The sequence below is a fragment of the Fusibacter sp. QWL-12 genome (assembly GCF_058683495.1).
Window position 1 is genome coordinate 1,195,433 of the sequence record NZ_CM178745.1, and the last position, 12,577, is coordinate 1,208,009.

Consider the following 12,577-nt stretch of genomic DNA (forward strand, 5'->3'; position numbering starts at 1 on the left):
CACTTGTTTTTCTTCATCGTGAACTGGTAAGAAAATAATTCTGCCATCGATGCCTGTTTGTATATTCAAGTAATTCATAATAACCTCCTAATGGAAAGAAAGAGAGATAAACTAACAACATTAACTATTCTGTAAGTTAACTATATCACTTTTCTTCTCGAAGTTCAATAGTTATCTAACTAAAATAAGGTTAGAAATGTATTAAACGTTTGTTAATTATATTTTAACCAAACATTAACGAAACAATTTTTCAGAATTCTCAAATAACTATTTGTGTAAATAGACATTATCTTGGTATAATAACATTAGCTGGACTTATTTAAATTTACATAACAATCAGCAGGGTTAATTATTAACCCGGGAGGTCAATATGCAACATCAATCGGTTAATTTTGAACTTTACAAAATTTTTTACTGCGCTGCAAAGGCACTCAACTTTTCTAAAGCGGCTCAAACACTTCATGTTACTCAATCCGCAGTGAGTCAAGCCATCAAATCATTAGAGTCGCAGCTTGGAGTTGCACTCTTTTACAGGCAAGGACGTATCGTCTCATTGACTTATGAAGGAGACGTTCTTTATCAGCACGTTGAAAAAGCCTATCATTTTTTCCTTTCTGCTGAAAAAGCGATTGATAATATTCGTTCACTTGATGAAGGGACTATTTTTATTGGTGCAAGTGATACCATCACGCGACTATTTTTAATTGATTCCATCAAGAATTTCCACGATAAGTACCCTAAGGTCAGAATCTCCATTAATAATCGTCCTTCTCCACGATCGGTTGAGAAGCTTGAGAAAGGGGAATTGGACTTGGCCATCATCAACATTTCTCCAGATGTTTCATATGATGATTTAGACTTACACCCACTCGATCGACTGGACCATGTTTTAGTATCCGCAAAGCCAATTAAGGGCATCAATCATTTATCTGATATCAGAGAGCTACCCTTGGTAGCACTTGAGAAAAACTCTACGACTCGGAAAATATTTGAAAGCTTTTATCAAGAGCATGGTGAGCAGCTCGTCACTGCATTTGAGTTTGGTTCTTTTGACGTTATAATAGAAGCGATTTTATCTGGCATGGGCATAGGGTTTGTACCAAAACGCATGGCAGCCCCATATATAAAAAAGGGAGAGCTGCATTTAATCGACATTTCAGAGCCGATTCCATCGATTGCGATTGGCATATTACTCAATAAAAACAAACCACAATCCATCGCAACACAAAAATACCTAAATATTTTAAAAAAAAGCGACGAAACCTTGTAATTTAGGATATAAATCCTATGAATGGAGGTTTGAGTATGCAAAAACTACACTTAAGGGAGACAATTATGGAGAAAGGCTATTTTTATTTAAACGAAGGTGCTCTCGACGTTCATTTGTTTCATGAAGGCACCAACAAAATGAGCTACAACTTTTTTGGTGCGCATGCCATTCAACATTTTGATACAGAAGCTGTCAGATTCATCGTTTGGGCACCAAATGCGAGAGAAGTTCATTTGGTCGGCGATTTTAATGACTGGAACGATTATAATTTACCGATGCAGCGCATCTCAGACAGTGGTGTATGGCAGATATGTGTGCCCTATGTTCAGTCTTACGATCGCTATAAATATAGAATTACAACGGCTTCACATCAGATCATTTACAAAGCTGATCCCTTTGCATTTCACGCCGAAGAAAGACCGCATACCGCATCAAAGTTTTATGACCTAAGCGGTTATGACTGGCATGATTCAGAATGGCTACATAAAAGAAGTCATACCGATCACCATCACAGGCCTATGAGCATTTATGAAGTAAACTTGCTCTCTTGGCGTAAAAAACACGACGGCGCACAATACTCTTATCACGATTTAGCGGAAGAACTGATCCCGTATGTTAAAGAAATGAACTTCACACATATAGAGCTAATGCCTATTATGGAACATCCTTATGATGGTTCATGGGGCTATCAGGTCACTGGATATTTTGCTCCGACGAGTCGTTATGGCACACCTAAGGATTTTATGTACTTTATTGATACCTGCCATCAGCATGGCATTGGCGTTATCTTGGATTGGGTGCCTTGTCACTACTGTAAGGATGCACATGGGCTATACTATTTTGATGGCTCTCCAACTTTTGAGTCTGCAGAATACGATCGCGCGCATAACGATCAATGGGGAACCATCAACTTTGATTATGGCAAACCAGAGGTTCAGTCCTTCTTGACTTCAAATCTCTTTTATTGGATTGAAAAATACCACATTGATGGCATTAGAATTGACGCAGTCGCCTATATGCTCTACCTCAACTTTGGAGGGAAGCTACTCAAAAACAAGTATGGTGGCTTTGAAAATCTAGACGCTATTGATTTTATTAAGAAAATGAATACCACAGTTCTTGACACGCATCCAGATGTTCTAATGATGGCAGAAGAAAGCACTGCTTGGGCTAAAGTCTCTGGAAAAGTAGCAGAAGGCGGTTTGGGATTTAACTATAAATGGAACATGGGCTGGATGAACGACATCCTCGAATATATGGCACTTGATCCCGTGTATCGAAAAGGCTTTCATCGCGCATTGACCTTTACGATGACCTATGCTTTTTCAGAGTATTTTGTTTTACCTCTTTCACATGATGAAGTTGTTCATGGCAAGCATTCTCTACTGGATAAAATGCCAGGAAACTATAATGAAAAGTTTGCAAACTTGCGTCTGCTATACAGCTATATGTATGCACATCCCGGAAAGAAACTGCTTTTCATGGGCAGTGAATTTGGGCAGTTTATAGAATGGAACGAATGGAAGGCACTTGACTGGCACCTACTAGAGTACGACTCACATAGAGGTGTTAAAAACTTCCTCAAGGATCTAAACTGGATCTATCAAAATGAATCAGGCTTATACGATCAAGATACCACCTATGATGGCTATGAATGGATCGAAGTGGACAACCAAGATGAAAGCGTCATTTCATTTGAAAGAATCGCATCCGACGGCAGTAAAATTATCGCAGTCTTCAACTTTACTCCAGTTTCAAGAAATGCGCATCCTGTAGGCGTCAATCATCCCGGCAAATATGAAGTCATTCTAAACACGGATGATGTTAAATACGGCGGTCACGATACAGAAGCTTCGAGCCAAAACCTATACGTCGCTTCCAAAGAAAAAAGCTTCAATCGTCCGTATACCATTAGAGTCAAATTATCTGGCCTTTCAGGCTTGTTTATCAAATATAAGGAGGATTAATGTATGAAAGAAGGAAAAATGATCGCTATGCTTTTAGCTGGAGGTCAAGGCTCCAGACTAAAACTCTTAACCAAAGAGGTTGCAAAACCTGCAGTCCCTTTTGGAGGAAAATACAGAATAATAGATTTCCCTCTTAGCAACTGCTCCAACTCAAACATATTTGACGTTGGTATACTCACACAGTACAAACCCTATCAGCTTAACTCACACATCGGTATCGGTAGCGCTTGGGATTTAGACAGACGTTCTGGTGGCGTCAGAATCTTACCTCCTTATACCAACGAACAAGGTGGCAGATGGTACAAAGGTACCTCTAATGCCATCTTTGAAAACATTAGCTTTATCGATGAACTCGATCCGGAGTTTGTGCTCATTCTATCGGGTGATCATATTTATAAAATGGATTACTCAAAGATGCTGGATTTCCACATTGCAAAAAAAGCAGATATCACCATCTCTGTTATTCAAGTACCGTGGGAAGAAACATCACGCTTTGGTATATTAAATGTCGATGCCGACAATTTCATTACAGAGTTTGAAGAAAAGCCAAAACACGCAAAATCAAATCTCGCTTCAATGGGGATATATATATTTAACTGGAAGCTTTTGCGTGCCTACCTCATTGCAGAGGAAAAAAAGGCGGAGTCAGCAGGTGATTTTGGCAAAGATATTATTCCACAAATGAAGGCAGACGGTAAAAAAACCTACGCTTATCAGTTTGAAGGTTACTGGAAAGACGTCGGTACAGTAAAAAGTTACTGGGAAGCAAATATGGATCTCTTAAGTGAAGATAACGAACTTGACCTATATGATAGCAATTGGAAAATCTACACTAAAAACAAGCATTTACCGCCTCAGTATATCTCTTGCGGTGCTAGTGTTACAAATTCGCTAATCAACGAGGGCTGTACAATAGAAGGTAACGTTGAAAACTGCGTCCTTTTCAATGAGATCCATATCAAAAACACCTCAAATGTAAACAGTACCGTTATTCTGTCAGGTGTCACTATAGAAGAAAATTGTAACATCTATAATGCTGTTATCATGGAAGATGTCGTCATTAAAGCAGGAACAACTATCGGCAGCCCAGACAGCGATGTCGTCTATCTCGTAAGCAAAAATAAAATTATAGAATCGGAGTGATGTACATGAAAAACTGTTTAGGAATGATCAATTTAAGCGAAAATGACGGCGCATTTGGCGTTCTTTGTCAAAATAGACCAACTTCCATGTTACCTTTTGCAGGCAGATATCGTGTCATCGACTTCATGCTATCTAACATGGTAAACAGTGGCATCAACAACATTGGTGTCTTTACAGGTAACAAAGTCCGTTCGGTAATGGACCATCTAGGCTCAGGACAGCCTTGGGATTTAGACCGAAAAATTAATGGTCTCTTTCTTTTCACACCAACTTACGACTACACCTCTATCAATGCAAAAGTCGGTGACTTGGACTTATTTTTCCAAAACAAGTCTTTTGTCAAAAACGCAAAACAAGAGCATTTATTTTTCGCAAAATCCTATATGCTAGCGAATATAGATTTGAGTCAAGCTTATGAAGATTACCTTGCAAGCGGCGCAGATATCGCCATCGTCTATAAAAAGGTTTCTGATGTGAAAAATAGATTTATCGGTTGTGACAAAATCAACTTTTCAGAAGATGGTGAGTTCGTCAGTATTGGACATAACCTTGGTATGGAGGAAGACTTTAATTTGTCCCTTGAGATGTACTTTATGAAAAAGACCGTTTATTTCGATTTGCTTTTCGACTCTGTTGAAAAAGGCAATGCTAACTATTTAAAGCAAGCAATTCTCAACAATCTAGGAAAATATAAAGTGCATACCATCGAATATAAAGGGTATGTATCATGCATTAACTCGATTAGAAATTACTTTGATGCAAATATGGCAATTTTAAATCCTGAGATATCAAATGAGCTATTCTTTGAACATGGTCATATCTTTACAAAGGTTAAGGATGAACCTTCTACTCATTATAAGAAGAATGCTAAAGTCAAAAACTCATTTATCGCCAACGGTTGTCAAATTGATGGCTATGTTGAGAACTCAATTATCTTCAGGGGTGTTAAAATTGAAAAAGGCTGTATCGTGAGAAACAGCATCATCATGCAAAAGACCCATATCGATGAGAACGTTCATCTCAATTATACTATTTTAGATAAAAGAACGACCATCAACCAAGGTGTTACTTTGATCGGTGATCCTTCCCTTCCTTATATCGGTGGTAAAAAAGCGGTGATCTCTAAGGAGGGCAATCTATGACAAATGTGGTATTTGTCGCTTCTGAAGCGGCACCATTTGCTAAAACAGGAGGCCTTGCAGATGTAGCAGGGTCTCTTCCTAAAGCACTAATCAAAGATGGCGTAAATGTTAAGGTTTATATGCCTCTGCACATCAAGATTGCACCCTCTTACCGTGATAAAATGACCTTCATCGGTTATACAACCGTCAATATGGGGTGGCGGACACAGTATGTCGGACTATTGACACTTAATTATGACGGTGTCGATTATTATTTCATCGATAACGAATTCTACTTTAAAAGACATGCTCTTTATGGTGATGGCGATGATGCTGAAAGATATATCTTCTTTAGCAAAGCAGTTTTGGCAGCTCTAAAGATGACCGATGTGAAACCGGATATCATCCATACCAACGACTGGCACACCGCATCAATAAATGTTCTATTAGACTTTTACTCAAAACACGATGACTTTTACAAAGGCATTAAAACTGTATTCACTATCCACAATTTAAGATATCAAGGTGTTTTCGACCCCTATATAATGGGCGATTTACTAAACCTTCCATATGATTACTATAATGAGGAAGGACTTAAATTTTACGATAACATCAATATTTTGAAGGCAGGCATCGTTTATAGCGATCACATTACAACGGTTTCGAAAAGCTATGCTCACGAAATCACTTATCCTTACTTTGGTGAAAACTTAGATGGTGTCATCAATAAATATAAGGATAAGCTCACCGGTATCGTCAATGGTATCGATTATGACGTTTATTCGCCTTTAACTGACACCAATATACCAGTCAACTTTGACTTTAAAACGGTTTCTAATAAAAAGGAAATCAAAAAACACGTTCAAGCAAAATTTGGGCTCCCTATCGATGGCGATATTCCTATGATTTCAATGGTAACGCGCTTAGCAGATATGAAGGGTCTCGACCTTGTCGAACACATATTGGCAGAACTGCTTGAACTTGACATTCAACTTGTCATCCTCGGGACTGGAGAGCACCATTTTGAAAATTTATTTAGATACTATCAGTACAGATTCCCTCATAAATTATCCGCAAGAATTTATTTTGATCAATACGAATCTCATGCCATCTACGCTGGTTCAGATCTATTTTTAATGCCATCACTCTTTGAACCCTGTGGCTTAAGTCAGCTTATTGCCCTAAGATATGGTACGATTCCTATCGTCAGACAAATTGGCGGTTTAAAGGACACTGTAACACCATATAACAAATTTACAGGTGAAGGCAACGGCTTCGGATTTATGAACTACAATGCACATGAGCTTTTGTTTACAATCAAGGATGCACTCGATTATTATCACAAGCCGGATATATGGCTCAATCTTATGGAGCAAGCCATGGCGGCAGATAATAGTTGGGAAAAATCCTCGAAAGAATATATTAAGGTGTATGAAACGGTATTAGGTAGAGAAATATAAGAGGTGACCTATGAAATTAACTGTCAACGCATTCAAAGAAGATTATATCGCTGCGATTAAAGCTACCACTGCTAGACAAATCGAAGATACGACCCCACTTGAACGATATAATGCACTTGGAGAGCTTCTCAAGGACTATATTGGCCCACTTTGGGCAAGTACAAACAAAACCTACAGAGAAACAGGCTCGAAGCAAGTTTATTATTTTTCGATGGAATTTTTAACAGGTAAATTCCTTGCGAATAATCTCAACTATCTAAGTATCTTGGAAGTAGCAGAAAAAGGGCTTGAGGAACTCGGGATTAAACTTGACGATTTGGTCGATGTGGAAGTGGATCAAGGACTAGGAAATGGTGGTCTTGGAAGACTTGCCGCTTGTTTCTTAGATGCGATGAGCTCAACCTCTATACCAGGACACGGGTGTGGTATACGCTATAAAAATGGTCTGTTTGAACAACGGATCATAGATGGCTATCAGGTTGAATTTCCAGATCGTTGGCTGGTTAATAACAATGTTTGGGAGTACAAACGTCCTAATAAAGCAGTTATTGTAAAGTACAACGGACGCGTTGAAACCTATATGGATGAAGATGTGCTGAAGTTCAAGCATGTGGATTATGATGCCGTTAGAGCAGTTCCATATGATACGCCTATTTTAGGATTTGAAAACAACACCATTAACACCTTAAGACTTTGGTCTGCAGAAGAAATTGATGATATTTTTGATTTTGAGAACTTTTCAAAGGGCAATTATTTAAGTGCTTTTGAGAAAAAACACTCTGTGGAAATCATTACACAAATTCTCTATCCAAACGATGCTTACGAAGAGGGTAAGCTTTTAAGGTTAAAACAAGAGTACTTTTTTGTATCCGCTGGTATTCAAAGTATCTTTACGACTTTTAAAAAGATGAATCTACCAGTTGAAAAGTTTAGCGATCACATTGCGATTCACATTAACGATACGCATCCCGCACTTGCAATTCCGGAGTTGATGCGCATTCTGCTCGACGAGGAAAACCTGGATTGGGATACAGCTTGGAAAATCACAACCTCATGTATTTCCTATACCAACCACACCATTATGTCTGAAGCGCTTGAAAAATGGCCACACTTCATGTTGCGTGATTTACTACCACGCGTAACGATGATTATTGATGAAATCAACAGAAGATTTATCGAATCTTTACGATTTGTGTATCAATATACAGACGAAGACAAGATTCAAAACATGGCGATTATTAAAGATGGCATGGTGAAAATGGCCCATCTAGCAATCGTTGGTTCTCATAGTATTAACGGTGTCGCTAAACTACACACTGAAATCCTTAAAACAAAAGAGCTCAAGGATTTCTATAACATATATCCAACGAAGTTCAATAATAAAACCAATGGCATTATGCATCGTCACTGGTTACTCAATGCCAATCCTGAACTCACGGATTACATCGAGGAAATGATAGGTGAAGGGTTTAAGAAAAATCCAATCGTTTTAAGAGATTTGCTAAAATATAGAGAAGACAAAAGCGCGCAAGATGCACTTTTCAAAATCAAGCATCACAACAAAGAAAAGCTTGCGAAGTTCATCTACGAAAAGCAGGGAATTAAAATTGATCCTTATTCAATCTTTGATATGCAAGCCAAAAGAATACACGAGTACAAACGTCAACATCTAAACATCCTTCACGTACTCCATCTTTATAACAAACTAAAAGAAAATCCAAATTTGGACATACCTCCTAGAACCTTTGTCTTTGCTGGCAAGTCAGCACCAAGTTATTACGTTGCAAAACAGATTATCAAGCTCATCAATACCGTAGCAGATCTGGTCAATAATGATGCAAGTATTAAAAATAAACTCAAGGTTGTTTTTTTACCTAACTATGGTGTATCATTAGCAAGTAAAATGATTCCAGCTGCTGATGTAAGTGAGCAAATATCAACGGCATCTAAAGAAGCTTCTGGTACAGGTAACATGAAGTTTATGATGAACGGTGCCATAACACTTGCAACTTTGGATGGTGCAAATATTGAAATTAAGAATGAAGTTGGTGAAAACAACATCGTCCTATTTGGCCTAAAAGATCATGAAGTCTATGACTTCTATCACAATGGTCATTATAGTGCTTATGAAGTTTACAACTCAAATCCAAACTTAAAGCTAGTGGTTGATCAATTGGTTAATGGCTTCTTGCCAGTTGCTAAAGAAGAATTTTCTCCAATAGTTGATCGTCTGTTACGTTTTAACGACGAGTTTTTTGTTCTTGAAGATTTCGAAGCCTATGCAGATGCGCAGGAAAGAATCGGACTATACTACCGTGACAAAGCGCATTGGATGAAGATGTCTCTGACAAATATCGCTTGCTCTGGTGTTTTTTCTGCAGATTATACGATAAAAAAATACGCTTCCGGTATTTGGAACATCAACCGAAAACCTCTTGATTTCAAGCTATAATTAATAAATGTAAAGTAAAGGTGAAAGTATGACTATTAAAGAAATGCCGATTTCAGAAAAACAACTTGGTGCACACTACTCAAAAGAATCAACATCTTTTAACGTTTGGGCACCAACACACGATAAAATCAGTCTTGCCTTATACGATACAGAGAAAGGTTTATTCAGGTCGCTTTTTCCTATGGAAAAAGCACCTGATGGTGTTTTCTCTACTTGTATAGAGGGTGATTTACACGGGTATTATTATACGTACCTCGTAGATGGCCCAAAAGGGATTTCAGAAGTGACAGATCCTTATTCAGTAACCGCTTCAGCAAATAGCGTTCGAAGTGGCATCCTTGATCCTCAAAAAACCAATCCTGAAAACTGGGAGACGCATCATCGTCCAAAGGGTTCATTGGGTTGTGACGCGGTTTTATATGAAGTTCATGTTAAGGACTTTTCAGGTCATCCTTACAGTGGCATGGAAAACAAGGGCAAATTTTTAGCCTTTACTGAAAACGGTACCAGTATTCAAAATACTAAGACTGGTCTAGATCACATCGTCGATTTAGGCGTTACGCATGTTCATTTAATGCCTGTCTATGATTTTCTCTCTGTAGATGAAGAGGTCGAAAATTTAGATGGCAATTATAACTGGGGCTATGATCCAGAGCTGTACAATGCACCAGAAGGCAGTTACGCTAGTAACCCCCATGATCCTGTGGCCAGAGTCAAAGAGCTTAAAGCGGCTATACAAGCTTTACACGAGAATGGCGTAAAAGTCGTCCTAGATGTGGTTTATAATCATACCTACCAAACGAAAACTTCAAACTTCAACACATTGGTCCCAAACTACTATTACAGAATGACTGAAGAAGGTTATTTTTCCAATGGTTCAGGTTGTGGTAATGAGTTTGCATCCGAAAACCCAATGGGTCGTAAATTTATCATCGATTCCCTTTTGTATTGGGCTACCGAATATAAAGTAGATGGGTTTAGATTTGACCTTATGGCACTGATTGATAAAGAAACCATTCGACTTGCTCGAGAAGCACTCCTTAAAGTTGACCCAGAAATCATTATCTATGGAGAGCCTTGGATGGGTGGTTTATCTACTTTACCTGAAAATATGCGTGTCTATAAGGGCGTTCAGTGCGACCAAGGCTACGCACTCTTTAATGACGATTTTAGAGATGCAATTAAGGGTGATAATGACGGCACTGGCAAAGGCTATATTCATGGCAATCGCGATATGAAGTATCGTATTCATACTGGAATCGTCGGTTCAATTCCATACGATCAAAAATACATTGGCTTTACTACGCATCCTTGCGAAACGATTAATTATTTTAACTCACATGATAATTTAATCTTATCTGACAAACTGAAAATCACATCACCTGATGCAAGTGAAGATCAATTAATTAAGCTAAATAAAATGGCGTTTAATCTGCTATTTTTGTCACAAGGTACACCGTTTATTCATGCTGGAAATGAGTTCATGCGCGATAAGTCAGGCTATCATAACTCTTATAATGCCCCACTTTCTATTAACGCCATTGATTGGGAGTTAAAGGTCAAACACATTGAATTCTATAAGTATGTCAAAGGCTTGATTCAGCTTCGAAAGGATTATCCTTGCTTTAGACTTAAATCCATTTTTGATATTCAAAAGAGAGTGCATTTCATAGAAGAAAATGACTTCGCAGAAGCTTTTAAAGATGCGATCGTCTATATCATTAAAGAGGATGCTAGCGAGGATTATGATTGTTTACTAGTAGCACACAACCCTGGTAATGAGCCTTTACTACTATCTGTTCATCAGATGAAGGAAGCTATTTTGGATTTCTATATTCCAGAGCCTGAGCATGAGCCTGCAAAAGTGAAAAAGCATCATAAAGTAGCACATGGTAAACATCACGAAGCCCTAGAACATCCGAAAACAACCAAGCATACAAGTTCAAAGGGGCATACACCTCTAAAACCTGAGATATCAAATGATCGTTTGAAAATTGATTTATTATTCGATGAACGTGGCTATTTGGAAATTAGCGAGGCTATTGATCCTATTAATCACCACGTCGTTAGAGTTGCACCAAACGCTTCCGTAGTCTATAGACTCGGGCATAAACCTAAGGTGGTATCAGAGCCATCCGTAAAATAATTTTACTCTCAACATCAAAATAAAAACAGCAAGGTAAATCAATATCAAATCAACCAATTATATAACATTGCGTAAAAAGAGGCTGTGCTCATCTCATAACGAGATTGGCAACAGCCTCTTCTATTTAACAACTTGATCCGCCGCCCTTTACTGGACCGACAGAATAACTATAGCCATTCCATCTTACCTGGACTTGACCAAATGCTTCTTCTAAATATTTTTCCATTATAAACTTGATACCACCGACTTCTTCAACGATATCATCTTCTTTTATCTGATCTAGACCTAGACCAAAGCTTGGGCCACCTCAGCCCATTCCTGCAATATAGACTCTTAAATTCTGTGGTTTGTCCACTTGTTTTTCAAGGACACCACGGATACGTTCAAGAGTTTCTTGATCCACTACAAAATACATAGTCCCCTCCATGTCTCATTAAATCCATTTTAAGTCTATGCAATCACAGACTCATGCATGACAATTATACCCGAATTATTCCGTATAAAACAGTGACTAAGACACGCTCGGTCTAGTACTGAATTCTCTCCAGCTTTATAAAAACATTCTGGCATTGAGTCCTCAGATTTTACCACAAGCAAGATTGTGGCTAAATAAAAAAAGCTTACCCTAATCAGGTAAGCTTCTTATGTGATTAATTAACCACAGCTTGAGCAAGAACCACATGCAGATGCTGCTGGTGTAACTGGTTGAACAGAATATCCGTTTCCAACCCACTCAACTTTGATTTCACCAACTGTATCGTAAACAGATTGTTCAACCACAAAGTTTACACCATTGATTGATTCTGAAAAATCATTCTCGTTCACGTTGTCTAAACCTAATCCAAAGCTTGGACCGCTGCAACCCATTCCTGCGATAAAAATTCTAATATTTTGTGGTTTATCTGCTTGTGCAGCTAATACTTCACCAATTTTTTCACAAGTTTCTTGATTAGTAGCAATGTACATACATTCACCTCCGTAAATTCTAACGATACCAGATCAGGCACGACTCTGGTAC

Annotated in this window: 8 protein-coding genes; 7 read left to right on the forward strand and 1 reads right to left on the reverse strand. The window is 38.3% G+C overall.

Features of this window, described 5'->3' with window-relative positions; translation table 11 throughout:
• Window positions 1-370: 370 nt before the first annotated feature.
• From AC4PID_RS06155 to pulA, 7 genes are read left to right on the forward strand one after another with little or no spacing between them, the layout of a single operon-like run.
• The gene (locus AC4PID_RS06155; RefSeq protein ID WP_492134687.1) at window positions 371-1,270 is read left to right on the forward strand and encodes a LysR family transcriptional regulator; all 900 of its coding nucleotides are present in this window, start codon (window positions 371-373) and stop codon (window positions 1,268-1,270) included.
• A 35-nt stretch (window positions 1,271-1,305) separates the two neighbouring features.
• The gene (gene glgB / locus AC4PID_RS06160; protein WP_492134688.1) at window positions 1,306-3,237 is read left to right on the forward strand and encodes a 1,4-alpha-glucan branching protein GlgB; all 1,932 of its coding nucleotides are present in this window, start codon (window positions 1,306-1,308) and stop codon (window positions 3,235-3,237) included.
• Window positions 3,238-3,240: 3 nt separating this feature from the next.
• A complete protein-coding gene (locus tag AC4PID_RS06165) occupies window positions 3,241-4,380 on the forward strand; it encodes a glucose-1-phosphate adenylyltransferase (protein WP_492134689.1) in 1,140 nt (379 codons plus the stop codon).
• A gap of 5 nt (window positions 4,381-4,385) precedes the next feature.
• Entirely contained in the window at window positions 4,386-5,522 is a 1,137-nt protein-coding gene (gene glgD, locus AC4PID_RS06170) for a glucose-1-phosphate adenylyltransferase subunit GlgD (RefSeq protein WP_492134690.1), read from the forward strand.
• Window positions 5,519-6,961: a glycogen synthase GlgA gene (gene glgA, locus AC4PID_RS06175; protein ID WP_492134691.1), complete on the forward strand. Its 1,443-nt coding sequence runs from the start codon at window positions 5,519-5,521 to the stop codon at window positions 6,959-6,961. The genes glgD and glgA overlap by 4 nt, the downstream gene beginning before the upstream one ends.
• Before the next feature lie 10 nt (window positions 6,962-6,971).
• The gene (locus AC4PID_RS06180; protein ID WP_492134692.1) at window positions 6,972-9,413 is read left to right on the forward strand and encodes a glycogen/starch/alpha-glucan phosphorylase; all 2,442 of its coding nucleotides are present in this window, start codon (window positions 6,972-6,974) and stop codon (window positions 9,411-9,413) included.
• A 28-nt stretch (window positions 9,414-9,441) separates the two neighbouring features.
• Window positions 9,442-11,559, forward strand: a complete 2,118-nt coding sequence (gene pulA, locus AC4PID_RS06185; RefSeq protein WP_492134693.1) for a type I pullulanase — start codon at window positions 9,442-9,444, stop codon at window positions 11,557-11,559.
• A 654-nt stretch (window positions 11,560-12,213) separates the two neighbouring features.
• Here pulA and AC4PID_RS06190 read toward each other — a convergent pair.
• A complete protein-coding gene (locus tag AC4PID_RS06190; protein WP_492134694.1) occupies window positions 12,214-12,525 on the reverse strand; it encodes a hypothetical protein in 312 nt (103 codons plus the stop codon).
• Window positions 12,526-12,577 lie beyond the last annotated feature (52 nt).

Bases quoted from the DNA above. Each gene is read 5' to 3' on its own strand.
- AC4PID_RS06155 (WP_492134687.1), top strand. From the start codon at position 371: ATGCAACATCAATCGGTTAATTTTGAACTTTACAAAATTTTTTACTGC.
- AC4PID_RS06180 (WP_492134692.1), top strand. From the start codon at position 6,972: ATGAAATTAACTGTCAACGCATTCAAAGAAGATTATATCGCTGCGATT.
- AC4PID_RS06165 (WP_492134689.1), top strand. From the start codon at position 3,241: ATGAAAGAAGGAAAAATGATCGCTATGCTTTTAGCTGGAGGTCAAGGC.
- glgB (WP_492134688.1), top strand. From the start codon at position 1,306: ATGCAAAAACTACACTTAAGGGAGACAATTATGGAGAAAGGCTATTTT.
- pulA (WP_492134693.1), top strand. From the start codon at position 9,442: ATGACTATTAAAGAAATGCCGATTTCAGAAAAACAACTTGGTGCACAC.
- AC4PID_RS06190 (WP_492134694.1), bottom strand. From the start codon at position 12,525: ATGTACATTGCTACTAATCAAGAAACTTGTGAAAAAATTGGTGAAGTA.
- glgA (WP_492134691.1), top strand. From the start codon at position 5,519: ATGACAAATGTGGTATTTGTCGCTTCTGAAGCGGCACCATTTGCTAAA.
- glgD (WP_492134690.1), top strand. From the start codon at position 4,386: ATGAAAAACTGTTTAGGAATGATCAATTTAAGCGAAAATGACGGCGCA.